17 protein-coding genes are annotated in these 26,108 nt (G+C 72.6%); 16 read left to right on the top strand and 1 reads right to left on the bottom strand.

The window, feature by feature from the left end:
• Positions 1–109 precede the first annotated feature (109 nt).
• The 14 genes from OG410_RS00275 to ahcY all read left to right on the top strand — a co-directional run bounded on the left by OG410_RS00275 (position 110) and on the right by ahcY (position 20,205).
• On the top strand, positions 110–931 hold the full coding sequence (locus OG410_RS00275; RefSeq protein WP_329297165.1) for an AfsR/SARP family transcriptional regulator: 822 nt from the start codon (positions 110–112) through the stop codon (positions 929–931).
• A gap of 81 nt (positions 932–1,012) precedes the next feature.
• Positions 1,013–1,777 carry a thioesterase II family protein gene (locus OG410_RS00270; RefSeq protein ID WP_329297164.1) on the top strand — a complete coding sequence of 255 codons (765 nt, stop codon included), beginning with the start codon at positions 1,013–1,015 and terminating at the stop codon, positions 1,775–1,777.
• 248 nt (positions 1,778–2,025) lie between these two features.
• Positions 2,026–3,612 carry a class I adenylate-forming enzyme family protein gene (locus OG410_RS00265; protein WP_329297163.1) on the top strand — a complete coding sequence of 529 codons (1,587 nt, stop codon included), beginning with the start codon at positions 2,026–2,028 and terminating at the stop codon, positions 3,610–3,612.
• 58 nt (positions 3,613–3,670) lie between these two features.
• Positions 3,671–3,958 (top strand): hypothetical protein, encoded by a 288-nt coding sequence (locus OG410_RS00260; RefSeq protein WP_329297162.1) that lies wholly within the window; start codon positions 3,671–3,673, stop codon positions 3,956–3,958.
• The gene (locus OG410_RS00255; protein ID WP_329297161.1) at positions 3,958–5,679 is read left to right on the top strand and encodes an FAD-dependent oxidoreductase; all 1,722 of its coding nucleotides are present in this window, start codon (positions 3,958–3,960) and stop codon (positions 5,677–5,679) included. The genes OG410_RS00260 and OG410_RS00255 overlap by 1 nt, the downstream gene beginning before the upstream one ends.
• Positions 5,680–5,719: 40 nt before the next feature.
• The gene (locus OG410_RS00250) at positions 5,720–6,676 is read left to right on the top strand and encodes an aromatase/cyclase (protein WP_329297160.1); all 957 of its coding nucleotides are present in this window, start codon (positions 5,720–5,722) and stop codon (positions 6,674–6,676) included.
• Positions 6,677–7,007: 331 nt separating this feature from the next.
• The gene (locus tag OG410_RS00245; RefSeq protein WP_329297159.1) at positions 7,008–8,768 is read left to right on the top strand and encodes an acyl-CoA dehydrogenase; all 1,761 of its coding nucleotides are present in this window, start codon (positions 7,008–7,010) and stop codon (positions 8,766–8,768) included.
• 35 nt (positions 8,769–8,803) lie between these two features.
• The gene (locus OG410_RS00240; protein WP_329297158.1) at positions 8,804–9,691 is read left to right on the top strand and encodes a 4'-phosphopantetheinyl transferase family protein; all 888 of its coding nucleotides are present in this window, start codon (positions 8,804–8,806) and stop codon (positions 9,689–9,691) included.
• Positions 9,692–9,988: 297 nt separating this feature from the next.
• Entirely contained in the window at positions 9,989–12,196 is a 2,208-nt protein-coding gene (locus tag OG410_RS00235; protein ID WP_329297157.1) for a condensation domain-containing protein, read from the top strand.
• A 59-nt stretch (positions 12,197–12,255) separates the two neighbouring features.
• Positions 12,256–13,464: a methionine adenosyltransferase gene (gene metK, locus OG410_RS00230; protein WP_329297156.1), complete on the top strand. Its 1,209-nt coding sequence runs from the start codon at positions 12,256–12,258 to the stop codon at positions 13,462–13,464.
• 28 nt (positions 13,465–13,492) lie between these two features.
• Positions 13,493–14,479: a carbohydrate kinase family protein gene (locus OG410_RS00225; RefSeq protein WP_329297155.1), complete on the top strand. Its 987-nt coding sequence runs from the start codon at positions 13,493–13,495 to the stop codon at positions 14,477–14,479.
• A complete protein-coding gene (gene metH / locus OG410_RS00220; protein ID WP_329297154.1) occupies positions 14,476–17,964 on the top strand; it encodes a methionine synthase in 3,489 nt (1,162 codons plus the stop codon). Before OG410_RS00225 ends, metH begins: the two co-directional genes overlap by 4 nt.
• Positions 17,961–18,818, top strand: a complete 858-nt coding sequence (gene metF / locus OG410_RS00215; protein ID WP_329297153.1) for a methylenetetrahydrofolate reductase [NAD(P)H] — start codon at positions 17,961–17,963, stop codon at positions 18,816–18,818. The genes metH and metF overlap by 4 nt, the downstream gene beginning before the upstream one ends.
• Positions 18,808–20,205 carry an adenosylhomocysteinase gene (gene ahcY, locus OG410_RS00210; RefSeq protein ID WP_329297152.1) on the top strand — a complete coding sequence of 466 codons (1,398 nt, stop codon included), beginning with the start codon at positions 18,808–18,810 and terminating at the stop codon, positions 20,203–20,205. The genes metF and ahcY overlap by 11 nt, the downstream gene beginning before the upstream one ends.
• Before the next feature lie 305 nt (positions 20,206–20,510).
• Here ahcY and OG410_RS00205 read toward each other — a convergent pair whose 3' ends face one another.
• Entirely contained in the window at positions 20,511–21,371 is an 861-nt protein-coding gene (locus tag OG410_RS00205; RefSeq protein ID WP_329297151.1) for an AfsR/SARP family transcriptional regulator, read from the bottom strand.
• Positions 21,372–22,043: 672 nt separating this feature from the next.
• Between OG410_RS00205 and OG410_RS00200 the strand changes: the two genes are divergently transcribed.
• A complete protein-coding gene (locus tag OG410_RS00200; RefSeq protein WP_329297150.1) occupies positions 22,044–22,931 on the top strand; it encodes a hypothetical protein in 888 nt (295 codons plus the stop codon).
• 185 nt (positions 22,932–23,116) lie between these two features.
• Positions 23,117–25,897, top strand: coding sequence for a helix-turn-helix transcriptional regulator (locus tag OG410_RS00195; RefSeq protein ID WP_329297149.1), 2,781 nt, complete (start codon positions 23,117–23,119; stop codon positions 25,895–25,897).
• Positions 25,898–26,108 lie beyond the last annotated feature (211 nt).

Below are 26,108 nucleotides of genomic sequence, written 5' to 3'. Positions count from 1 at the left end.
GGCTGGAGATTGCGAGGGGTGTCACGCGAACCGGGCTAGCGTGCTGCACGGCCGACGGCTTTGAGCCATCGAGTGGAACCAACCACTCAACCGGTACGGGGAGGAAACTGTGGAGATACAGGTTCTGGGTCCGTTGAGCGCCGACGTCAACGGGGTCTCAATCGTTCCGACAGCGGGCAAGCCGAGGCAGATCCTCGCTCTGCTCGCCTTCTACCCGGGCAGGGTCATGCCTGTGCCCACCCTCATGGAAGAGATCTGGGGCACCAACATGCCCCAGAGCGCCATGACCACCATGCAGACCTACATCCTGCAGCTGCGTCGCCGCCTCGGCACCGCCATGGGGCCCGACGCCCCCGGCACCGCCAAGGAGGTGCTGGCCACCCGGCACGGCGGCTATCTGCTGCAGGTCCCGCCCCAGAGCGTGGACGTGCACCGCTACGAGCAGCTGGTGACGGCCGGTCAGTCCGCGTTCGACGAGGGCGAGGACGCGCAGGCGGCCGGTCTGTTCCGGGACGCGCTGGCCATGTGGCAGGGGCCCGCACTCGTCGACGTACGGGTCGGCCCGATCCTGGAGATCGAGGTCATGCGGCTGGAGGAGAGCCGTCTGGTCATCGTCGAGCGCCGCATCGACTCCGATCTCAGGCTCGGCCGGCACACCGAGCTCATCGCCGAGCTCACCGACCTGGTCGCCCGTCATCCGCAGCACGAGGGCCTGCACTCGCAGGCCATGGTGGCGCTCTACCGCTCCGGCCGGCAGGCCACCGCGCTGGACGTCTACCGCCGGCTGCGCAAGCGGCTGATCGAAGATCTGGGCGTGGAGCCCTCGCCGCAGCTGCAGCGGCTGCACCAGGCGATGCTCACCGTCGACCCGGCGCTGGACGTGGCGTGCGGGCCGCGCCGCACCTCCACCTTCAATCTGTACGCGGCCTGAGCCCGAATGCGGCGAGGACCCGGCGTGACCTCCGTGAGGCGCGGGAGAGCCGATTGGGCGCGACGAGAAGAGGGACAGCCGATGCCCGACGAACAGCCGGTGGGGCTGCACTGTTTCGCGCACGCCGGAGCCGGCATCTCCTCGTTCCACGGCTGGCGCGCCGGCCTCGGCCCCGGCGTCTCGCCCGTGCCGCACCTGCTTCCGGGCCGCGACAGCCGGCGCCGCGAAGCCCGTGTGACGGGACGCGGGGCACTGCTGGCCGACCTGATGGACGGCTTGCGGACCGCGCCGCACACGCCGTACGTGCTGTACGGGCACAGCCTCGGCGCGCTGGTCGCCTACACGCTCACCCGGGCACTGCACGAGGCCGGGCTCCCCGGCCCGGCCCTGCTCGCCGTGGGGGCCTGCCCGCCGCCCGACACCCCGTCCGAACTCGCGGACGCCTGCCGGGAGTCCGACGAACGGCTGCTGCGGCTGCTCGACACGATGGGCGCCGTGCCCGAGGGCGCCGACCCCGGCGGCTTCTGGTACCGGTCCGTGATGCCGGTACTGCGCGACGACCTGGCCCTCGCCGACAGCCTGCGCCGCGCCGCCCGCACCCCGGTGCGGGGCGGCCCGCTGACCGTGCCGGTCCTGGCCGTCGCCGGCGCGGACGATCCGCTGGTGCGGCCCGCCGAGCTGGCGGACTGGCGGCGCTGGACCTCGGGACCGCTGGTGGCCCGCACGCTGCCCGGCGACCACTTCTTCGTCCGCGGACCCGAACTGCCCCGCCTGCTCGGACGGGCCTGCCGTGTCGTACGGCGTCTGACCCGGGCTCCCCGGGCGACGGCCGGTGCGCGCGGCTGAGGCCCGTCCCTCGGACCGGCCTGCACAGGAGGACGGCCATGACGGAATCCTCCCCTCCCCGAAAGGGAGGGGAGTCCTGGCCCAGGCTGCACGGCCGGGAGCAGCGCTCCCGGCCGTGCAGCGTGTGCGCCCCGCTCTCGCAGCACAGATCGAGCGCTCTTCGAACATTCCTCGAGCGGTCCGGCGGAAGGTGAGATCCGCCGGGCGGCGCACGCGCCGCCCCACCGAGACCCGGAGGAGAACGAGCCGTGCCGGACTTCACCTACCCCGATCTCCCGGTGGACGGACTGCTGCGCACCGCAGCCGGGCGCGACCCGCACGGCATCGCCGTGCGCACCGCGCACGCGGCCGTGTCCTTCGGCGCACTGGCCGCCCGGGCCGACCGCATCGCCGCGTATCTGCAGCAGGAGACCGCCGGCCGACCGGGCGTGCGGGTCGGTGTCGCAAGCGTCCTCGACCCGGCCTTCGCCGCCGCCTACTACGGCGTCATGGGCAGTGGCGGCACGGTCGTCCTGGTCAATCCGCTGATCGGCGAGGACGGGCTGCGGCATGTCTTCGCCGCGTCCGGGGCCGAGATCGCGCTGGTGCCCTCGGCGACGGCCGCGCTGCTGGCCAAGATGCGCGGCGCGCTGCCCGCGCTGCGCACCGTCGTGGTGACGGACGCGCCCGACGCGGTGGTGCCCCCCGGCTGCATACCGCTGCACACCGTCCTGGACACGGCGCCGGACACCCCCGGCGAGCGGCGCGCGGACCCGGACGCCGTGGCCTGCGTGCAGTTCACCACCGGCACCACCGGCCGCCCCAAGGGCGTGCTGCTCACCCACCGCAACGTGGTCGCCAACGCCCGGCAGGTCGCACTCGCCCACCGCCTGGACCGTGACGCGGTCACCGTCAACCACCTGCCGCTGTACCACGTCATGCACCTCAACTCGGCGCTGTACGCCGGTGCCTGCCAGGTGCTGTGCCAGGACCCCGACCCGCTTGTCTCGCTGGCCGTGGCCGCCGGCACCGGCGCCACCCACTACTACGGGCTGCCCGCCCGGCTGCACCGCCTCGCCGCCGACGAGCGCCTGCCCAGGACCGCGCGCGGGGCACGGGGCGGGCCCCGGCTCACGGCCGTGCTGTCCGGCGGCTCGGGACTGCGCCGCGAGGCCGCCCGCACCCTGCGCGATCTGCTCGGCGTCCCCGTCGTCCAGGGCTACGGCATGGCCGAGCTGTCCCCGCTCACCCACTGCCAGCAGCCCGGCCGCTACCGGCCCGGCGCGGTCGGCACCCCGGTGCCCGGTACCGAGTGCCGGCTTGTCGACCTCACCACCGGCCGCCCGGTGGACGTCTGGTCCACCGGCGAGGTGCAGGTCAAGGGCCCCCAGCTGATGGCCGGTTACCTCGGCGAGGACAGCTGCGCGCGCATCGACGCGGACGGCTGGTTCTCCACCGGGGACGTCGGATACGTCGACAACGAGGAAGCCCTGTGGCTGGTGGACCGGATCGACGACATCTTCAAGTACGACAACGAGATCGTCTCGCCCAGCCGCGTCGAACGGATCCTCGCCACCGACCCGCGCGTCGCCGACTGCCTGGTCGCCGACTGGCCCGACCAGGAGCACGGCGGCCTCGTCTGGGCGGGCGTCGTCCTGCACGACGACCACGACACCGCCGGCGCCCACCAGGTCCTCGACGTCCTCGACTCGGTCACGGCCCGGGCCAACGAACACCTCGCGCACTTCGAACGGATCCGCCTGGCCGAAGCCCTGGACGCTGTGCCGCGTACCCCCACCGGGAAGCCGGCGCGGCGCCTGGTCCGGCAGCAGCTCAAGGAGCGGGCCGCTTGCTGACCCCGCCCCCACCGCCCGCACCCGGACACCCGACCCCTCAGATCCTCAGGAGCAGAACATGGTGACCTTCGTCGACAAGCCGACCGTGCACGGCGGCACCGACGCCTTCCTCGCCGTCAAGGGCAGGCTCACCGCCTCCACGGCCGCTCAGCCCGGATACGTGCGTCACCAGACCCTCCGCCACGCGGGCGCGCCCGACGTCTTCCCCGAGCTCGCCGTGTGCCAGGACGCCGCCGCCCACCGCAAGGCTGTGCGCAGCGAGGAGTTCCCGTCCCTGGCCCAGGGCCTGGGCCCGCCGGCCACGCCCGGCCCGGGGCTGTACGAGACCATCGAGGGGAGCGCGTGATGCACGACCTCGACCGGCCACGGGCGATCGTCGTCGGCGCGGGCCCCGTGGGCCTGACCGCCGCCCACGAACTCGCCCGCAGGGGAATGTGGGTGCGGCTGGTCGACGCCGCGCCCGGGCCCGCGCGCACCAGCCGCGCCGTGGCCGTGCACCCGCGCAGCCTGGAGACGTTCGCGCAGATGGGCGTCGTCGACGACCTGCTCGCACGGGGACGGCGGAACCGGGCCTTCACCATGTACTCCGGCGGGCACCGGCTGGTGCGGCTGGAGGCCGACTACACGACGATGCCGACCTCCTACCCGTACACGCTGATCGTCCCGCAGACCGAGACCGAGGCCGTGCTGCGCGAGGCCGTGGCCCGGCTCGGCGTCGACATCGAGTGGGGCGTGAAGCTGACCGGGTTCGAGCAGGCCGCGGACGGCGTGTGCGTCCGCCTGCGCGGCGTCGACGGCGTCGAGGAGAGCGTCGAGACCTCGTGGCTGGTCGGCTGCGACGGCGGGCACAGCACCGTGCGCAAGCTGCTCGGCCTGGAACTGATCGGCGAGTCCAGCGAGACGTGGATGCTCGCCGACGCGCCCGTCGACACCGACCTGCCGCCCGACACCATCTACTGGACCCACACCGGCGGGCACGCCCTGATGATGGTGCCCTACGCCCGCGACGGGCAGTGGCGGCTCCTGGACACCGCGCCCGCCGCGGACGGCGGCACGGAACGGCTCGGGGCCAGGCTGTCGGCCGGGCTCGGCCGTGACGTCAAGGTCGGCGAGGCCGAGTGGACGTCCGTGTTCACCTTCCAGCAGCGCATGGTCGAACGGATGCAGCAGGGCCGCGTCTTCGTGGCGGGAGACGCCGCCCATGTGCACAGCCCCGCCTCCGGACAGGGCATGAACACCGGCGTCCAGGAGGCGTACAACCTCGCCTGGAAAATCGCCCAGGTCGACCGGGGCGACGCGGGACCGGCCCTGCTCGACACCTACAGCGAGGAGCGGGTGCCGATCGGCGAGGCCCTGCTCGGCTCCACCCGCACCGCCACCTTCCTCGTCCAGCTCAAGAGCCTGCTGGCCGCGGCGGCGCTGCCGGCCGTCTTCGCCGTCGTACGCGCCGTGCCGCCGCTGCGGCGGGCCATCCAGCGCAAGGTTCTCGGCGGCATGTCCGGCCTGCGCATCGGGTACGGCGCGTCCTCCCTGACCACCGTCGAGGCCTACGAGTACGTCGTCGGCGCCGGACCCGTGGTGATGTCCGTGTCCGTGCCGACCCCCGAACCGGGCCCCGGCCGGCGCATCACGGAGGCGCAGGTCCACCACCCCTCCTCACCCGGCTGCCGCTCCCTGCACGACGAACTGCGCGACCCCCGCTGGACGTTGCTGCTCTCCGAGGGCGGCACCGGGCCCGGTGACACACCCGTCGGCGTCGCCGTGACGGCCGCCGTCCAGTACGGCGAGTGGCTGTCCGTGCGCACGGTGGGCGGCCGGTGCGCCGACGGTCCCGCCCCGCTCGCCGACCCCGACGCCCGGCTGCGCATCGCGCTCGGCCTGGCCCCCGGCTGCTGGGTTCTGGTGCGCCCGGACGGCTATGTCGCCGCGCGCGGTGCCCAGCTGACCCGCACCGCGCTGGACCGGGCCCTCGCCCCGCTGCGCCTGGCCGGCCCGCTCGCCGGGGAGGCCCTGCGCGAACCGGGTCCCGGCCTGCCCACTCCCGTCCACCGCCCGAAGGAGCACTGACCGTGACCGACAACCGGCCCTCCGCGAAGAGGTGCTTGTGATGACGGGTGAGCGCGTGCACCGTACGTCGCACTCGGTCGAGGTGGACGCCCCCGCCGGCGCCGTGTTCGGGCTGATCTCGGACGCGACGCGGTGGCCGCTGTTCTTCCCGGAGAACGTGCACGTGGAACGGCTGGAGTTCGACGGCACGAACGAGCGCCTGCGGATGTGGGCGACGGCCGGCGGCCGGCTCAGGTCGTGGATCTCGCAGCGGGTCCACGATCCCGGGACCCGCTGCGTCGAGTTCCGCCAGACCCACACCCAGCTGCCCGTGACGATGATGCGCGGGACGTGGATCACCGAGGAGCGGGCGGACGGGACGAGCCTGCTGACGCTGCTGCACGACTTCGCGGTGCACGGCGACGCCGCGGGTGACGTGGCGTGGGTGGAGCAGGTCCTCGACCTCAACTCCCGGGCCGAACTGGCGAGTCTGCGGTCCCTCGCGGAGCGGTGGACGCGTTTCGACGACCTCGTGCTGTCCTTCGAGGACACGGTCCGCATCAACGCGCCTGCCGAGCGCGTGTACGACTTCCTGTACCGGGCCGGCGACTGGCCCGAGCTGATTCCGCATGTGGCGCGGCTGGAGCTGACGGAGGACACCCCCGGGGTGCAGGTCATCGCGATGGACACGCTCACGGCGGACGGGGCGGGGCATACGACCGAGTCCGTGCGGATCTGTTTCCCGCACGCGGGGCGGATCGTCTACAAGCAGACCACCACTCCCGCGCTGATGGAGGCGCACACCGGGGAGTGGAACGTCGTGTCCGACGAGAACGGCCTGGCCGTGGTCGCGCAGCACAGCGTGGTGCTGCGCGAGGACGCCGTGGAGCAGGTGCTGGGGGCCGGTGCGGACCTCGCCCGGGCCCGCCGCCATGTGAGGGAGGCCCTCGGACGCAACTCCACCGCGACGCTGCACACGGTCCGCCGGTACGCGGAGTGCGTCACCCGGGCGCGGTGAGGGCTCCCGCCCGCGCCGCCGGCCGGGCCTGAGCCGAGGCTGCCGTGACTCCCCGAAGGGACGCGGCAGCCTTTTTTCACGGGTGGAGCCGGAGTCGGGAAACGGTCGCGGAACCGCGGTGTCCCGCATGAGCCACGCTCGGGAAACCGTCAAGAAAAAACCGACTGCGCGGTCTGTTCGGCGGGTTTTCGTGAACACCCCGCACCGCCGCCCCGGATTCCTGGACCGCATCTCGAGCGCTGCTCCAGTGCGCCGCGAGCAGCCGCCGTCAGCGTCGAGCGTAGGTACGCGACAGACAGGTACCGCGACGAAGGAGCTGACCACCGCCGCCATGACCACCACCGCCGAGACCGTATACGCAGCCGGCGCCGGACCCGGCCGCTGGGAGACGGACGCGCTCGCGCGCGCCGCGCGGCTCGAGGCCCTGCTCGGCGATCCGCACGACCCCGCCAACCCGCACGGTCTGCGCGCCCTGTTCGCCGCCGACGACCGGCGCACCCCGCCCGCCGCGACCGAGGCCCTGCTCGCCGAGTCCGGCCTGGGCGCGGAGTTCGTACCCGCCGAGTACGGCGGGCGGCTCACCCGGGCCGATCTGCTCGCCCGCACCCTGCGCCCCGTCTTCCGGCGCGATGTCGCACTCGGCTTCGGGTACGGCATCACCTCGCTGTTCGCGACCGGCGCGGTCTGGGCCGCCGGCAGCACACGCCAGCGCCGTGACCTCGCGGACCTGCTGCTCGACGGCGGCCGTGGCACGATCCTCCATCATGAACTCGCCCACGCGAACGCCATCCTGAGGGACGAGTTCACCGCCCGGCCGACGCCGGAGGGCGGACGCCGGCTGTACGGCCGCAAGGATCTGATCATCAACGCGGCGCGCGCCGACGCCCAGGTCGTCTACGCCCGCACCGACGCCGCGCGCGGACCCAACAGCCACTCCGTCTTCCTCCTCGACCCGGCGCGGGCACAGACCGGAACGATGCGGCACCTGCCGCGGATCGAGACCCCGGGCATGCGCGGAGCGCTCTTCTCCGGGCTGGAGTTCGACGGCCGCTCACTGCCCGAGGACGCGCTCGTCGGCCGCGTGGGCGAAGGCGTCGCGCTCGCCCTGCGCACCTTCCAGGTCAACCGCAGCGTGATCTGCGGGGTCGTCACCGCGGCCGCCGACACCGTCCTGCACTCCGCGGTCCGGGCCGCGACCACCGGGCGCACCGGCCCCGTCGCCCGCCGCTGGCACAAGCCGCTCACCGGGGTCTTCGCCGATCTGCTGGCCTGCGACAGCATGGCCACCGTCGCCCTGCGCGCGCTGGGCCTGCTGCCCGACCGGGCCCATGTGACGGCCGCCGCCGTCAAATACGTGGTGCCCGGCCTGCTCCGGGAGAACCTGGAGGAACTCGCCACCGTGCTGGGTGCCCGCGGCTACGAACACGGCAGCCCGCAGTACGGCGCCCTCGACAAGCTCGTACGGGACCTGCCGGTCGCCGGGCTCGGCCACGCGGGCACCGCCGCCTGCCAGGCGGTGATCGTGCCGCAGCTGCGCCACCTCGCCGAGAGCGCCTGGTTCGCCGAGGACGAGCCGCCGCCGGAGCTGTTCCGCAAGGGCGCCGAACTGCCCCCGCTCGACTACCGGCTGCTGGGCATCGCGGGCGGCGGCGACTTCATGGCCGCCTCCCTCATCGGGTCGGCCGGCCGGCTCGCCCCCTCCCGCGGCGTCGGCGGCCAGATCACCGCGCTCGCGGAACTCGCCGAGGCGTTCGTCGCCGAACTGCGAGCACTGCGCGCGACCTGCCGGCTGCTCCCGCCGTCCGGGGCCTCGGCGTTCGGCGATCCCGCGATGTGCGTGCTCAGCGACCGCTACAGCCTGATCACCGCCGCCGCGGCGGTCCTGGGCATCTGGGAGGGCCAGGACGGCACGGATCCCTTCCTCGCCGACGCGGCGTGGGCGGTGCTCGCCCTGTCCCGGATCGGCGAGCGGCTCGGCATCCCGGTGCCCGACCTGCCCGACGGCTGCACGGCACACCTGCTGGACGAACTGATCCGCCGATACCGGGCCGGCCTCAGCTGCGACCTGGACGCCACACCGCTCGCGCAGTGAGAGCACGGACAGGCACCAGACAGGGAGGGCACACGGTGAACCCGTCGACACCGGCCAAACCGGCCATGACGTCCGTACCGCACGACACCGACCGCATCAGCGAGCCGATCCACGTCAGCGGCCCCGACGGGCCCTGGCACAAGGTGCGTGAGGGCATGCGGCTGCGCGGCAACGCCGTGGTGTACACCACCTGGGGCGAATGGCTCGCCACCGCCGTCACTGACCCCTTGCTGCGGCCGCTGCTCGGCCGCGACTGGACGCGCTACCGGCGCACCGCCGACCCGGTCGTGCGCTTCCGGTTCGCGGCGTCGCGGATGGCCACCAAGTTCACCGCCGCGGCCGCGCTGGACACCGAGGCCGCCGCACTCGATCTGGCCTACAAGATCGGGGGCCGGCCCTATCTGCGCGGGCTCGACCAGATCGACGTCAGCCTCACCCACACCGACGACCTGATCGCCGTCGGCGTCAGCCGCAACGGACGGATCGGCGTCGACGCCGAACCCGCCACACGGACCATGTCGTTCGACCTGATGCAGGAACATGTGTGCACGCCCGCCGAACGGGCGGAGCTTCAGCGGCTCCCGGACGCCGACCGCTCGGCCGGACTGCTGCGGCTGTGGACGTTCAAAGAGGCGTACACCAAGGCCCTGGGGCAGGGACTGCGGCTCGGTTTCTCCGAGTTCGGCCTCGGTGTCGAAAGCCCGGGACTGCTGGGGCCCGACGGCACGCCCGCCGCCCGCGGCGACTGGGCCTTCACCACCCATCAGGTGCTCGGCCGCTACCTCCTCAGCGTGGCCTGCCACGACGCCGGCCTGGACACCTCCCGCGACACGGCACCGCGCACCATGCTCGACGAGGGCTTCGTGGGCGCCGTCACCGGCCTCCTGGCCGTCCCGGCGGACGACGGCACTCCACGCGGGTGACGCGCGGGCCCGCACGGTGTTCTCGAGGCCGGATCCAGGAGCGGTCGAGGATCCGGGGCACGGGCCCCGACCGGCAATAGGGTGCCGGGCGACTGTCGCGGCCCATCCCTTCGAAACGATTCCTGCGCGCCCGGCCGAGCCGGGCACCGCCCACCGCGGGCCGCCCGGACCAGCACGGTGTCAGCGCCGTATCAGGACCGTATGGGCGGGCCTGCACATACTCGTTCCGCGCTCGAGAGAAGGGAGGGAGGGGGTTCTCCACAGCCGTACGCGGAGGCCGTGCACACAGTCGTACGCGTGGACAGCACGCCGTACGCGCGGCCACCCGGACGTGCACGCCCCGGACAGCCGATGACCACCGACCACACCGCGCCCCCACCGCCCGAGGAAGCGACGACCGTCTTCGTCGACCTGGGCCGGCCCCCCTACGACACGCCCGTCCTGGAGCTGCGCGGCCCACTGGACCCGGACCGGCTCAGGGCCGCCCTCGACCACCTCGCCGTCCACCACCCCGGCGCCCCGGCCTGGCGGCACCGCGTCGAGGGACTCGGCCCCGGCCACCACGCGCTCCGGCTCGCCGTCGACGACACCGGCACACCGCACGACGCCTTCCCCTACGGACGGCTCGCCGACCTGCTCACCCACCCGCTGCCCGGCGCCCGCCCCACCCGCAGCCTCACCGCGACCCCGCTCCAGCGCGAACTCCTCGCCGACTCCGAGACCCACCCCGGCCGCCACATCGAGCAGCTCACCGCCCTCTGGCACGGCCCCCTCGACATCGAACGCCTGCGCGCCGCCTGGCAGTCCGTCACCGACCACGAGAGCGTGCTGCGCGCCGCGTTCGACGACGGGCCCGAACCGCTGATCGTCCTGCACGAGCACGTCGACGCCGCCGTGCTGTGGGTGCCGCACGGCGGCGCCCGCTGGACCGACCTCGTCGAACACGACCGCAGGCGCGGCATCGACCCGCGCCTGCCCGGTCCGCTGCGCGTCACCGTCCTCGGCTCCGCCCCCTCGGCGGACGACCAGCCCGTGCCCGCCCGGATGCTGCTCACCTACCATCACGCCCTGCTCGACGACTGGAGCGCACGCCTGCTTCTGCGCGAGTTCTACCGGGCCTACCTGGCGGGCGGCCAGCTGCCGGGCGGCGAACGCCGGCCCGACCTGCGCGACTACGCCCGCTGGCTCGGCCGTCAGGACACCGGCCCCGCCCGCGACTTCTGGTCGCGGGCCCTGCCCTCGCCCACCGACACCGCCTGGCCCCTCCCGCCCGCCGAAACCACCGACGCGGCCCGCCCCGCGGCCACCCAGCCGCCCGACGCCGTCAGCCGCACCCGGCTGCGCCTCACCGCCGCCCAGACCGAGCGCCTCGGCGCCTGGGCCGCGCGCTGCGGCAGCACCGAGAGCGGCGTCCTGCAGGCCGTCTGGGCCCTGCTGCTGTACCGGGCCTGCGGAGCCGGGGGAGCGGCACGGGTCCGCTTCGGCGTCACCGCCTCCGGGCGCGGCATCCTCTTCGAGGGCGCCGAACGCATGCCCGCCGCCCTGCGCACCGTGCTGCCGCTGTCCGTCGAGGTCGACCCCCGTTCCACCATGACAACGCTGCTCGCCGAACTCCGCGACCGGGCCCTGGACATGTCGGCCTACGAATGGATCTCCCCGGGCCAGATCCGCTCCTGGGCCGCCTCGGGGGCCGAGGAGGCCACCGAAGAGGACGGCACCCTGATCGTCTTCGAGAGCAGGCCCCGCGACACCGACGACCTGGCCGACGTCCTGGCCGCCCAGGGCGTCCGCGTCGAGCAGCCCGAGACCCAGGGCGCCCGCACGGCCTTCCCGCTCACGATCGTCGCCCACCACGACGGCGACGGCAGACTCGTCCTGACCGCGTCCTACGACCGGGCCCGGCTCGACGACGCCGCCGGTGCCGGCGTCCTCACCCACAGTGCCCTGCTGCTGGGCGAACTGCCCTACGTGGCGGGTGACTCCACGACCGTGGCCGACATCCTGGACCTGCTGTCCGTCCTCATGGACAGCGCCTGCACCGTCCCGCCGTCCGGCCACGAGGACACCACGCCGGCCCGCGACCCGGCAGAGCCCCTGCCCGCCGCCGAAGCGGAACCCCCGCTCGTCCCGCTGCGTGCCGCCGACACCGCCGGCGCGGGCACCGTCTGCCTCCTGCAGACCCACGGCACCCCCCGCTCCCGCTACGACCGGCTCGCCCGCGCCTACCGGGGCCCCGAGTCGATCGTCCTGCTGCGCTCCCTGCCCGGCGGGACAGACGCCCGGTACACCGCGCTGCGCTCCCTTGCCGACGCGGAGGAACTCCTCGTCCTGGGCGGGTTCTGCGGCGGCGGAAGCGCCGCCTACGAGATCGCCCGGCGCATCGCGGCCCACGGCGGACGGCCTCCGCTCGTGGTGCTCACCGGTGCCGCGGCCGACGCCGACGGCCACGCCCGGATGCTCGAAACCGCCGCCGAACGGGCCGGACACCCCGGACACCCCGGATGACCGGCCCGCCCGGCGGCGCTCGTCACAGACGTCACATCACCGGACACCACTGGAGAGTCATGTCCCGTCGCCTGTTCACCTCGGAATCCGTGACCGAGGGACACCCCGACAAGATCGCCGACCAGATCAGCGACGCCGTCCTCGACGCGCTGCTGCGCGAGGACCCGGCCTCACGCGTCGCCGTCGAGACGCTGATCACCACCGGCCAGGTGCACATAGCCGGCGAGGTCACCACCACGGCATACGCGCCGATCGCCCAGATCGTCCGCGACACGGTCCTGTCCATCGGATACGACTCCTCCGCCAAGGGCTTCGACGGCGCCTCCTGCGGCGTCTCCATCTCCCTGGGCGCCCAGTCGCCCGACATCGCGCAGGGCGTCGACACCGCCTACGAGTCCCGGGTCGACGGCGCCGACGACGAACTGGACCGGCAGGGCGCCGGCGACCAGGGCCTGATGTTCGGCTACGCCAGCAACGAGACCCCGGCCCTGATGCCCCTGCCCATCGACCTCGCCCACCGGCTGTCCGCCCGCCTGACCGAGGTCCGCAAGAACGGCACCGTCCCCTACCTGCGGCCCGACGGAAAGACCCAGGTCACCATCGAGTACCAGGGCAACCGTCCGGTCCGCCTCGACACCGTCGTCGTCTCCTCGCAGCACGCCTCCGACATCGACCTGGACACCCTCCTGGCCCCCGACATCCGCCGCCACGTCGTCGAACACGTGCTGGCCCAGCTGGCCGACGACGGCATCAAGCTGGACACCGAGAAGTTCCGCCTGCTGGTCAATCCGACCGGCCGCTTCGAGATCGGCGGCCCGATGGGCGACGCCGGCCTCACCGGCCGCAAGATCATCATCGACACGTACGGCGGCATGGCCCGCCACGGCGGCGGCGCCTTCTCCGGCAAGGACCCCTCGAAGGTGGACCGCAGCGCCGCGTACGCGATGCGCTGGGTCGCCAAGAACGTCGTCGCCGCGGGCCTCGCCGAGCGCTGCGAGGTCCAGGTCGCCTACGCGATCGGCAAGGCCGAGCCGGTCAGCGTGTTCGTGGAGACCTTCGGCACCGGCCGGGTCCCGCAGCACCGCATCGAGGACGCCATCGCCCAGGTCTTCGACCTGCGCCCGGCCGCCATCGTCCGCGACCTCGACCTGCTCCGCCCGATCTACGCCCAGACCGCCGCCTACGGCCACTTCGGCCGCGAACTGCCCGACTTCACCTGGGAGCGGACCGACCGCGCCCAACGGCTCAAGGACGCCGCCGGCCTCTGAACGGTCCGCGCCTCACGAGGAGATCGACGTGCGCATCGCTGTCACCGGTTCCATCGCCACCGACCACCTGATGGTCTTCCCCGGCCGGTTCGCGGATCAGCTGATCCCCGACCAGCTCGCCCATGTCTCGCTCTCCTTCCTCGTCGACGCCCTCGAGGTGCGCCGTGGCGGAGTCGCGGCCAACATCGCCTTCGGCCTCGGCAGCATGGGCCTCGCACCGCTGCTCGTCGGCGCCGTGGGCAGCGACTTCGCCGAGTACGAGACCTGGCTCAAGGAGCACGGGGTCGACACCGGCGCGGTCCTTGTCTCCGGCGACCGGCAGACCGCCCGCTTCCTGTGCATCACCGACCAGGACGCCAACCAGATCGCGGCGTTCTACGCGGGCGCGATGCAGCAGGCGCGGGACATCGACCTGCGGCGGCTGGACACCCTGCTGAACCCGCGCACCGATCTGGTCCTCGTCTGCCCCGACGACCCGGCCGCGATGCTGCGGCACACCGCCGGCTGCCGTGAACTCGGCCTCCCCTTCGCCGCCGACCCCTCCCAGCAACTCGCCCGGCTGGAGCCGGAGGAGACCCGGGACCTGGTCGACGGCGCGCGCTGGCTGTTCACCAACGAGTACGAGGCCGCGCTGCTGCGCGAACGCACCGGCTGGGAGCACACCGAGATCCTCGCCCGCGTCGGCATCTGGGTCACCACGCTCGGTGGCGCCGGCGTACGCATCGACCGCCGGGGCGAACCGACGCTGACCGTACCGGCCGTCCCCGACGCCCCCGTGGCCGACCCGACCGGCGTCGGCGACGCCTTCCGGGCCGGCTTCCTGGCCGGTCTCGGGCGAGACCTGCCCCTCGACGCCGCAGCCCGCCTCGGCTGCGTGGTGGCCGCCCAGGCCCTCGCGGCGGTCGGCTCCCAGACCTACCGCATCGACCCCTCGCACCTGCTGCGCACGGCGGAGCACGCGTACGGCATCGAGGCTGCTGAGCAACTCGCGCCGGCTCTGGAGGAGTTGTTGTGACCGGGCGGACAAGGGCAGACGCCCTGCGCGAGGCGCTCGCCACCCGTGTGGTGGTGGCCGACGGCGCGATGGGCACGATGCTCCAGGAGCAGGACCCCACCCTGGAGGACTTCCAGCAGCTGGAAGGCTGCAACGAGATCCTGAACGTCACCCGCCCGGACATCGTGCGGTCGGTGCACGAGGCGTACTTCGAGGTCGGCGTCGACTGCGTCGAGACGAACACCTTCGGTGCGAACTTCGCGGCGCTGGCCGAGTACGAGATCGCCGACCGGATCCACGAACTGTCCCGGGAAGGGGCCCGGATCGCCCGAGAGGTGGCCGACGAGTTCACGGCGTCCACCGGTCGGCAGCGCTGGGTGCTCGGCTCGATGGGCCCCGGCACCAAGCTGCCCACCCTGGGCCACGCCCCGTACACCGTGCTGCGCGACGCCTACCGGCAGAACGCGGAAGGCATGATCACCGGTGGCGCGGACGCGCTCCTGGTGGAGACGACCCAGGACCTCCTCCAGACCAAGGCGGCACTTTTGGGCGCCCGCCGGGCCCTGGACTCCCTCGGCGTGAACCTGCCGCTCATCTGCTCGGTGACGGTGGAGGCGACCGGCACCATGCTGCTCGGCTCCGAGATCGGTGCAGCGCTGACCGCGCTGGAGCCGCTCGGCATCGACATGATCGGCCTGAACTGCGCCACCGGCCCCGCCGAGATGAGCGAGCACCTGCGCTACCTGGCCCGGCACTCGCGGGTACCGCTGTCCTGCATGCCGAACGCGGGTCTGCCGGTCCTGACGAAGAACGGCGCCCACTACCCCCTGACGCCGGCGGAACTGGCCGACGCCCAGGAGAACTTCGTACGGGACTACGGCCTGTCCCTGATCGGCGGCTGCTGCGGCACGACCCCGGAGCATCTGCGCCAGGTGGTGGAGCGGGTGAGCGGTCTGACGCCCCCCGGGCGTGATCCGCGGCCCGAGCCCGGTGCGGCCTCGCTCTACCAGACGGTCTCGTTCCGTCAGGACACCGCGTACATGGCGATCGGTGAGCGCACCAACGCCAACGGCTCGAAGAAGTTCCGCGAGGCGATGCTGGAGGCCCGCTGGGACGACTGTGTGGAGATGGCCCGCGACCAGATCCGCGAGGGCGCGCACATGCTCGACCTGTGCGTCGACTACGTCGGCCGGGACGGGGTCGCGGACATGGACGAGCTGGCCGGCCGGTTCGCCACCGCCTCCACGCTGCCGATCGTGCTCGACTCCACCGAGGTTCCGGTGCTGCGTGCGGGCCTGGAGCGCCTGGGCGGACGTGCGGTCCTCAACTCCGTCAACTACGAGGACGGCGACGGACCCGAGTCCCGGTTCGCGAAGGTCACCCAGCTCGCGCGGGAACACGGCGCCGCGCTGATCGCGCTGACCATCGACGAACAGGGCCAGGCCCGTACCGTCGAGACCAAGGTCGCCATCGCCGAACGGCTCATCGAGGACCTCACCACGAACTGGGGCATCCACGAGTCCGACATCCTCATCGACACCCTGACCTTCACGATCTGTACCGGTCAGGAGGAGTCCCGCAAGGACGGCATCGCGACGATCGAGGCGATCCGCGAGCTCAAGCGCCGCCGCCCCGACGTGCAGACCACGCTCGGCCTGTCCAACATCTCCTTCGGTCTGAACCCGGCCGCCCGCATCCTGCTCAACTCCGTCTTCCTCGACGAGTGTGTCAGGGCGGGCCTGGACTCGGCGATCGTGCACGCCTCCAAGATCCTGCCGATCGCCCGGTTCACCGAGGAGGAGGTCACCACCGCCCTCGACCTCATTCATGACCGCAGGGCCGAGGGATATGACCCGCTGCAGAAGCTGATGGCGCTGTTCGAGGGCGCCACCACCAAGTCGCTGAAGGCGGGCAAGGCCGAGGAGCTGGCCGCGCTGCCGCTGGACGAACGCCTCAAGCGGCGGATCATCGACGGGGAGAAGAACGGCCTGGAGGCCGACCTGGCCGAGGCGCTGCAGGACCGTCCCGCCCTCGACATCGTCAACGAGACGCTGCTGGACGGCATGAAGGTGGTCGGTGAACTGTTCGGCTCCGGCCAGATGCAGCTGCCGTTCGTGCTGCAGTCCGCCGAGGTGATGAAGACGGCCGTCGCCTACCTCGAGCCCCACATGGAGAAGTCGGACTCCGAAGGCAAGGGCACCATCGTGCTGGCCACCGTGCGCGGCGACGTCCACGACATCGGCAAGAACCTCGTCGACATCATCCTGTCCAACAACGGCTACAACGTCGTCAACCTCGGCATCAAGCAGCCCGTCTCCGCGATCCTGGACGCCGCCCGGGAGCACAGGGCCGACGTCATCGGCATGTCCGGGCTCCTGGTCAAGTCCACGGTGATCATGAAGGAGAACCTGGAGGAGCTCAACCAGCGGGGCATGTCCGCCGACTACCCCGTCATCCTCGGCGGCGCCGCCCTGACCCGCGCCTACGTCGAACAGGACCTCCACGAGATCTACCAGGGCGAGGTCCGCTACGCCCGCGACGCCTTCGAGGGCCTGCGCCTGATGGACGCCCTGATCGGCGTCAAACGCGGAGTGCCCGGCGCGGTCCTGCCCGAACTCAAGCAGCGCCGCGTCCCGAAGAGGGAGTCGAAGCCCGACGAGCTGTCGCAGCCCGGTTCTTCCGACGTGGCCACCGACACCCCGCTGCCGGAGCCGCCGTTCTGGGGCACCCGCGTGATCAAGGGCATCCAGCTCAAGGAGTACGCCTCCTGGCTGGACGAGAGCGCCCTCTTCAAGGGCCAGTGGGGCCTCAAGCAGGCCCGCGCCGGCGACGGGCCGACCTACGAGGAACTCGTCGAGAGCGAGGGCCGGCCGCGGCTGCGGATGTGGCTGGATCGGCTGCGCACCGAGAACCTGCTCGAAGCGGCCGTCGTCCACGGCTACTTCCCCTGCGTCTCCAAGGGCGACGACCTGATCATCCTGGACGACAGCGGCTCGGAGCGGACCCGGTTCACCTTCCCGCGCCAGCAGCGCGGCCGGCACCTGTGCCTGGCGGACTTCTTCCGCCCCGAGGGGTCCGGCGAGACCGACGTGGTCGGCCTCCAGGTCGTCACCGTGGGCTCGCGGATCGGTGAGGAGACCGCCAAGCTCTTCGAGGCCAACGCCTACCGCGACTACCTCGAGCTGCACGGGCTGTCCGTGCAGCTCGCCGAAGCCCTCGCCGAGTACTGGCACGCGCGGGTCCGTGACCAACTCGGCATCTGCGCCGCCGACCCGCAGTCCATGGACGGCATGTTCCGCACCGAGTACCAGGGCTGCCGCTACTCGCTGGGCTACCCGGCCTGCCCCGACCTGGCGGACCGCGCCAAGATCGCCGACCTGCTCCGGCCTGAGCGTATCGGGGTGCACCTGTCCGAGGAGTTCCAGCTGCACCCCGAGCAGTCCACCGACGCGATCGTCGTGCACCACCCGGCGGCCGGCTACTTCAACGCGGGAGGACGAGCATGACGACCTTCTCCTTCGAGTTCTTCCCCCCGAAGACCGAGAAGGGCGAGCGCGCCCTCTGGGACGCGATCCGCCGGGTGGAGTCGCTGCGTCCGGACTTCGTGTCCGTCACCTACGGCGCGGGCGGATCCTCCCGCGACCGGACCATAGCCGTCACCCGTCGCATCGCCGCCGAGACCACGCTGCGCCCCGTCGCCCACCTCACCGCCGTCGGCCACTCGGCGGCCGAACTGCGCCACATCATCGGCCAGTACGCCGACGCCGGCATCCGGGACGTCCTGGCCCTGCGAGGCGACCCGCCCGGCGACCCCAACGGCCCCTGGACACCTCATCCGCAGGGATTCACCTACGCCCGGGAGCTCGTCGAACTCCTGCGGTCCCTGGGCGACTTCACCATCGCAGTGGCGGCCTTCCCCGAGCGGCACCCGCGCTCACCGGACTGGGAGAGCGACATCCGGCACTTCGTCGCCAAGTGCCGGACGGGCGCCGACTACGCCATCACCCAGATGTTCTTCCACGTGGAGGACTATCTGCGGCTGCGTGACCGGGTGGCCGCAGCGGGCTGCGACATCCCGATCATCCCGGAGATCATGCCCGCCACCGACGTACGCCAGATCCGCCGCTTCGCCGAACTGTCCGGCGCGGCCTTCCCCGAAGAGCTCGCCCACCAGCTGGAGCGGGCCCGCGGCAATGCCGCCGCCGGGCATCGGATCGGTGTCGACCACGCCACCGCCATGGCCGACCGGCTGCTTGCCGAAGGGGCGCCCGGTCTGCACTACATCACGCTCAACCGGTCCACGGCCGCGCTCGACATCCACCGCAACCTCCAGATCGCGAGGAGCTTCAGTGTCCGCTGATTTCACGGACTTCAAGGTCGCCGACCTGTCCCTGGCCGCCTTCGGCCGCAAGGAGATCACCCTCGCCGAGCACGAGATGCCCGGCCTGATGTCGATCCGCGCGGAGTACGCCGAGGCGCAGCCGCTGGCGGGCGCCCGGATCACCGGCTCCCTGCACATGACCGTGCAGACGGCCGTCCTCATCGAGACCCTGGTCGCCCTGGGCGCCGAGGTCCGCTGGGTGTCCTGCAACATCTTCTCCACCCAGGACCACGCCGCCGCCGCGATCGCCGCAGCCGGCATCCCGGTGTTCGCCTGGAAGGGCGAGACCCTGCAGGAGTACTGGTGGTGCACCGAGCAGGCCCTGACATGGCCCGGGCACACGGGCCCGAACATGATCCTGGACGACGGCGGTGACGCCACCCTCCTCGTCCACAACGGCGTCGAATACCACAAGACCCGCAGCCTCCCCGCCGCCGACAACGAGGAACTGGCGGTCGTCCGCGCCCTGCTGGAGCGCAGCACCCTCGACTGGACCGCCATCGCCTCGGGGATCCGCGGCGTGACCGAGGAGACCACGACCGGCGTCCACCGCCTGTACGAGATGTACCGCGACGGCACCCTGCTGTTCCCGGCGATCAACGTGAACGACGCCGTCACCAAGTCGAAGTTCGACAACAAGTACGGCTGCCGCCACTCGCTGATCGACGGCATCAACCGCGCCACCGACACGCTGATCGGCGGCAAGACCGTCGTCGTCTGCGGCTACGGCGACGTGGGCAAGGGCTGCGCGGAGTCCCTGCGCGGCCAGGGTGCCCGCGTGATCATCACCGAGATCGACCCGATCTGCGCGCTGCAGGCGGCGATGGACGGCTACCAGGTCACGACGCTCGACGAGGTCGTCGACAAGGCCGACATCTTCGTCACCACGACGGGCAACAAGGACATCATCATGGCCGCGGACATGGCCAGGATGAAGCACCAGGCGATCGTCGGGAACATCGGTCACTTCGACAACGAGATCGACATGGCCGGCCTCGCGAAGATCCCCGGCATCGTCAAGGACGAGGTCAAGCCGCAGGTCCACACCTGGAAGTTCCCCGACGGCAAGGTCATCATCGTGCTGTCCGAGGGCCGCCTGCTGAACCTGGGCAACGCGACCGGCCACCCGTCGTTCGTGATGTCCAACTCGTTCGCGGACCAGACCCTGGCCCAGATCGAGCTGTTCACCAAGCCCGAGGAGTACCCGACCGACGTCTACGTGCTGCCCAAGCACCTGGACGAGAAGGTCGCCCGTCTCCACCTCGACGCGCTCGGCGTGAAGCTCACGACGCTCCGCCCCGAGCAGGCCTCGTACATCGGTGTCGAGGTCGACGGCCCGTACAAGCCGGACCACTACCGCTACTGAGGGCCCGGAGAACGTCGAGGAACAGGGCGGGACGACGGTCCCGTCCGGCGAGTGATTCCCGGAATGCGGCGAGGATTTCAAGAAGTGGTGGGTGAAGGGCGTGCTTGCCGGCGCCGCGCAGAGTGGGTCCTCGCCGCCTTCCGCGCGAATCTCCTCAGAAACGGCAGCAATTCATTGGAGATTCGCTTGAGGGGCTGGAGAACGACTCGAATTCCGCTCCAGGGGCCGTGGGGCGGAATTCGGGGGCCGTGGGGCGGAATTCGGGGAGCGGGGCGTGGCGGCGCGGGCGGGTCGGAGAGCGGGCGTCACTGAGCCGGCGGGCTGAGGGGCTCGAAGGCTCCCATCAGCAGGGGGTCGAGGGCGTTCGCGGGTGCCTGCCGGATGGAGCCGGAGCCGCGCCGCGGCCGAGGCGGCTCAGGGGTGCGCAGCAGCTCCAGGTACGCCGCCTGGGACTCGGCCGCCGGGTCGACGCCGAGCTCGTCGGCGAGCACCTCGCGCAGCCGGTGATAGGCGCGCAGCGCCTCCGCCCGGTTGCCCGCGCCGACGTACGCCGTCATCCGGCAGCGGTGCGCGCTCTCGCGCAGCGGCGCCTGCCGTACCGCCTCGTCGGCGTATCGCGCCGCCTGGTGGCCGTCGCCCAGCACCGAGGCCGACAGGCTCGCCAGCTCCAGTGCGCTCAGGCGCAGTTCGTCCACCCACTCGCCCACTCCGACGGCCCACGCGCTGTCGTGCCCGGGCAGGAACGAGCCCCGCAGATTGGACACGGCGGCGGCGGCGAGTCCGTGCGCCACGGCGTGCGCGCCCTCGGCGAACGCGGACCTCGCCTCGGTGACCGCCATCTCGGACGCCTCCAGATCCACGGCGACGTCCTCGGGCAGCCGCAGCGCGTACCGGCCGCTCTGCGCGATCAGCGGGGTCTCGCCGGGCCGCGCGACCGGTCCGGTGAGATAGCCCCGCACCTTGCTGACGACGCTGCGCAGGGCCGATGCCCAGGTGTCGGGCAGCCCGTCCGGCCAGATGGTGGCCGCGAGCTGGTCGCGGCTGGTGCCCGAGGCGCGCTCCAGGATCAGCCGGGAAAAGGCGATCTGGGCCTGCGTGCTCGACACGTGCAGCGGCGGCGCGCCGTCGTGCTCGATCGTGACGAGGCCAACGAGTCTGATCAGCAAGGCTGTCTCCCGTTGTCCGTCTCCTCATTCCAGTGAAAATGACCGTACCGGTGGCCGGTGTTCGCATTCAACCGCCGTCGTGCGCATACCCGTGATAATTGACGGAACCGTGCCTTCCGACTTGCCGTCCAACCTCGATTGATATTTAAAGACTTGGTAATTAGGCCACGTCGTGACCGTGTCGTGCACGCCGTGCCGGTCTGGAAAAAGGGAAGACGGCGCCTGGAGGCCGTCTGGAGAAACGGACGGGAATATGGGCCCGCGTGAGCCGCCGATGTCCGGATCCGTTCGTTCCGGTCCGCCGTGAACAGCGCGACGCCCGCCGTGAACACCCTGCGGCGGCCCAGGGCGTCCCCGTCCCCGGCCCGGCCGCCGAGCGGCAGCAGCCCGCCGAACACGAGCGGACAGGCGTTGATCATCCATGACGCGCCCACGGCGGACAGCCCCAGTCCCTCGCGCAGACCGGGCGGCGCGATGTTCACGATCGGGTCGCCGAGCCGGATCATCGGGACGGGCGGACGACGATCGCCGCACACGTCTCCCGAGGACCGCCGCAGAACCGGTTCGGCCTCACTCGAAGACGCCCGTCGCCGTCCACAGCCGCTACAGAACGGCCGGAGGCGAGCTGGAGGGCCCTGGCCGGTGCGGACGCGGTCCGGTTCACTGACGGGCATGGCCAGCCACGCGCCCCGTCCACCGCGCCCGGATCCGTTGGAACTCCGGATACGAGCCGTGCGCGGGCTCCTGCACGCCGGGCACCCGGACCGGGCGGCCGACCGCTGTGCGGCCCTGCGGGACCGGGCCGCCCGTTCCGGGGCACGCCGCTGGCAGACCGCGTTCGGTGCGCTGCGCGCCGAGGCCCTGCTGTGCCTGGGCGGACTCGCCGCGGCCGAACGGGAGGCCGCGACCGCCGTACGGGCCGCCGGCTCCGACACCCCCCTGAGACTGTGGCCCGTGGCGGTGCTGGCCCAGGCGCTGACGGAACTGGGCCGGACCGACGAGGCGGACGAGCAGTTGCGCCGTGCCGCGCCCGGACCGCTCCCGCTCACCGAGGACGTCCTGCCGTACCTCAGAGCCCGGGGCCGCCGTCTTCTGGCCGTACGGTGCCCGGAAGAAGCCCTCGCCGACTTCCTGCGCGTCGGAGAGCTGGCGGAGCGTCAGGACAGCGGCCTCTTCGCGCAGTTGCCCTGGCGCACCGACGCGGCGGAGGCGCTGGTGCACCTCGGCCGGTACGACCGGGCCACGAAGCTGATCGACGCACAGCTCACCGCGGCCGCAGAGCCGGGACCACGGCACCGCGGCCTCGCGCTGCGGCTGCGCGCCGCCACCCAGGAACCCGCCCTGCGGCCCGCCACGCTCTGCCTGGCCGCCGCCGAACTGCGCACCGCCGGTGACCGTCCGGCGCAGGCCCAAGTCCTGGCCGACCTCTCGGACGCCTTGAGCGACCTGGGCGACGACTCCGCGGCCGGGGTGTTCCTGCGCCGCGCCTGGCACCTCGCGGCGGACTGCGGCGCGGTTCCCCTGTGCGAGCGGCTCCGCCCGGAACTCGTCGCCACCTGACCGGCCCAAAGCTGCGCCCCCACCGAAGCGCCCTTGCTCCCTTGCGCCGCCCTTGCGCCCCCCCGACTACGGTGCCAACGCATCCGCGCCCTTCTCACACATCATCACCGGTGCGCTGTGGCACCGGTTCCCGGGGTCGGCTTTTTCTTACGGGGGCGATCTTGCTCGGCTATTCGGAAAACGCTGTGGAGACGAACACGCTCAGGCAGGCCCTTGAGCGCGCCAAGGAAGGACAAGGCTCCGTCGTGGTCGTGGGCGGACCCCCGGGCTGCGGGGACCCCTCACTGATGAAGGCATGTGTGCACGGCGCCGACGAGGCCGGCGCCGTCCTGCTCGACGCCATCGCCTCCCCGGCGGAGACGGGCATCCCGCTGGGTGTGGCCGGCCAGCTCTTCCAGAGCGCCGAACTCGCCGGCGCCGTGGACGATCCGCAGACCCTGATCCGCGAGGAAGGCGCCCGGCTGGCCGGCGCCACCGGCGCGGCCGACGTGGAGTTCGAGGTCCTGCACCGCCTGCACGAGGCGGTCCTGGCCCTGGGCGAGCGCGCTGCGGTGATGGTCTTCGTCGACGAGGCACGGTACGCCGACGACACCTCCCTGCGCTTCCTGCTCTTCCTCGCCCGCAGGATCCGGGAGTCCCGCGTGGTCGTCGTGGTCGGCGAGTCCGCCCGCGCGACCCCCGCCGCGTCCGCGGCCGCCGAGTTCCACGCCGAACTGCTGCGGCTCCCGCACTGCCGGCAACTGCGCCTGGCCCCCCTGCCCCCGGACGCGGTCGCCGCGTCCCTCGTGGGACTCGTCGGACGGCAGGAGGCGGACGCCTTGGCGGCGGAGGTCCACGAGGCGTCCGGCGGCAACCCCCTGCTGGTGCGCGCGCTGGTCCAGGACTACGCGGAGGCGCGGGCCGCGGCGAAGGACACACCGCTCCAGGTCTGCCCCGGCGACAGGTTCCGCCAGGCCGTCTCGGGCCTGCTGCGCCGCGGCGAACTCGCGGTGCTGCAGATGGCGCAGGCTTTCGCCGTCGCCGGCGAGGACGCCCCGGTCACGGTGCTGAGCGGGGCGGTCGGCCTGGCCGGCGACATGGTGCCGCGCGTGATCCAGGCACTGCAGGGCGCCGGACTCATGCACGAGGGCCGCTTCCGCAACCCCGCCGTCCGCCGGGCGGTCCGCGAGGACCTGTCCCCGGACGAGGCCACCGCCCTCAACCGCTCCCTCGCCCACCTGCTGTACGAGGAAGGAGCCCCGGCCTCGACGGTCGCCCGCCATCTGCTCGCCGGCGGCGGAGGCGACGCCCGGTGGGCGGTGGGCGTCCTGGAGGAGGCCGCCGACGAGGCACGTGCCGGGCAGCGCTTCGACCTGGCGCTCAGATACCTGGAGTTCGCCCACGAACTGTGCCGGGACACCGCCCGGCGCGCCGGGATCAGGACCAGGATCGCCGGGCTCGCCTGGCATGTGCGTCCGGCCGGCGTGGTGCGCCATCTGCCCCGCCTCATCGACGCCGCCCGCGCCGGCCACCTCTGCGGCGCAGACACCATCGCCCTGGTCTGGCACCTGCTCTGGTACGGCAGGTTCGACGAAGCCGTCGACGCTCTGGAACGGCTGGGCGACATCCCGGGCGGCCCGGACCGGCGCACCGCCGGCGAACTCGGTGTCCTGCGGCGGGCGATCTCCGCGAGCAGCCCGGAGCTGCTCACCCACGGCAGCCGCACCGCCCCGCCCCCGGCCGGCCAGGACCCCGCCTCCGCCCATGTCGTGGTGGAACCGCGGCTCCAGGGCGTGGCCGTCCTCGACACCGTCCTGCGGCGCGGAGCCGACCCCTCCACCGTGGTCCACGCCGAACAGGCCCTGCGCCGCATCCAGCTCGGCGACAAGGGTCCGGAGACGGCCGAGCCCGTCACCTCGGCCCTGCTCGCCCTCGTCTACGCCGACCGGCTGGACGTCGCGGAACCCTGGTTCGCCCGGCTGCTCGGCGAGGACGCCCTGCGGGGCAGCCCGTCGTGGCAGGCCCGCATCCACGCCGTACAGGCGGAGGCCGCGCTGCGCCGGGGCGCCCTGCCCGCGGCCCTGGGGGCCGCCGAGACGGCGCTGGCACAGCTGCCGCCGGCGGCCTGGGGCGTCGGACTCGGCCTTCCCCTCGGTACGGCCGTGCTCGCGGCCACCGGCATGGGCCGCTACGACAAGGCCGCCGCCCTGCTTGCCCAGCCGGTGCCGGAGGCGATGTTCCAGACCCGCTACGGCCTGCAGTACCTCCACGCCCGGGGCTGCCACCACCTGGCGACCGGCGGCCACTACGCCGCACTCGCCGACTTCGCCTCCTGCGGCGAGCTCATGCGCGCCTGGGAGATGGACCTGCCCGGCCTGGTGCCCTGGCGCACGGCCGCGGCCCAGGCATGGCTGCACCTCGACGACCGCGACCAGGCCCGCCGCCTCATCGACGAACAGCTGCAGCGGCTGAGCCCCGGCCCCTCCCGCACCCGTGCCACGACGCTGCGGGTCCTCGCCGCGACCGGCGAACCGCACCGGCGCGCCGCCCTGCTCACCGAGGCCGTGGACATGCTCGAGGCCTGCGGCGACCATCTGGAACTCGCCCGCGCGCTCGCCGACCTCGGCCACGCGCTCCACCACGACGGCCACCGCAGCCGCGCCCGGATGATCGCGCGCCGGGCGTACCGGTCGGCCATGGAGTGCAAGGCCGGATCACTGACCGAGGAACTCCAGGCCGGCAAGGACGGCCTGTGCTCCGCCGACTCCGCTGCCGCGGCGAGCGATCTCGCCCAACTGAGCGACGCGGAACTGCGCGTGGCGGCACTCGCGGCCCAGGGCATGACCAACCGGAAGATCGCCGGACGGCTCTTCATCACCGTCAGCACGGTGGAACAGCACCTCACGCAGGTGTACCGCAAGCTCAATGTGAAGCACCGCAAGGAACTGCCGTACGGGCTGCACAGCGCGATGCGCGAGTCCGCCTGACAACCCGCACCGAACGGCGCCGGTCCCGGACCCTCACGGTCCGGGACCGGCGCCGTTTCGTCGCGGGTCCGGCGTGATCCGCGGCGGCGTGTGTCGACCGCAGCTCCGGCCCCGCTCGAGGCAGCGCCTCGACAGTTGGCTGACGACGGACACCTCGAAGGGGCACGGGGCAGCAGTGAGCGCTCGACCCTTTCCGGACGGCCGACACCTC

The sequence above is a fragment of the Streptomyces sp. NBC_00659 genome, assembly GCF_036226925.1.
Taxonomy (GTDB): Bacteria; Actinomycetota; Actinomycetes; order Streptomycetales; family Streptomycetaceae; genus Streptomyces.
The sequence above is the reverse complement of the archived record's forward strand: the minus strand, read 5'-3'. Positions and strand labels throughout refer to the sequence as shown.

What these genes read in the sequence shown, in the direction of transcription:
- metK (WP_329297156.1), top strand. Translation starts at nt 12,256, where the DNA reads ATGTCCCGTCGCCTGTTCACCTCGGAATCCGTGACCGAGGGACACCCC.
- OG410_RS00245 (WP_329297159.1), top strand. Translation starts at nt 7,008, where the DNA reads ATGACCACCACCGCCGAGACCGTATACGCAGCCGGCGCCGGACCCGGC.
- OG410_RS00270 (WP_329297164.1), top strand. Translation starts at nt 1,013, where the DNA reads ATGCCCGACGAACAGCCGGTGGGGCTGCACTGTTTCGCGCACGCCGGA.
- OG410_RS00250 (WP_329297160.1), top strand. Translation starts at nt 5,720, where the DNA reads ATGACGGGTGAGCGCGTGCACCGTACGTCGCACTCGGTCGAGGTGGAC.
- OG410_RS00255 (WP_329297161.1), top strand. Translation starts at nt 3,958, where the DNA reads ATGCACGACCTCGACCGGCCACGGGCGATCGTCGTCGGCGCGGGCCCC.
- OG410_RS00260 (WP_329297162.1), top strand. Translation starts at nt 3,671, where the DNA reads ATGGTGACCTTCGTCGACAAGCCGACCGTGCACGGCGGCACCGACGCC.
- OG410_RS00200 (WP_329297150.1), top strand. Translation starts at nt 22,044, where the DNA reads ATGGCCAGCCACGCGCCCCGTCCACCGCGCCCGGATCCGTTGGAACTC.
- metF (WP_329297153.1), top strand. Translation starts at nt 17,961, where the DNA reads ATGACGACCTTCTCCTTCGAGTTCTTCCCCCCGAAGACCGAGAAGGGC.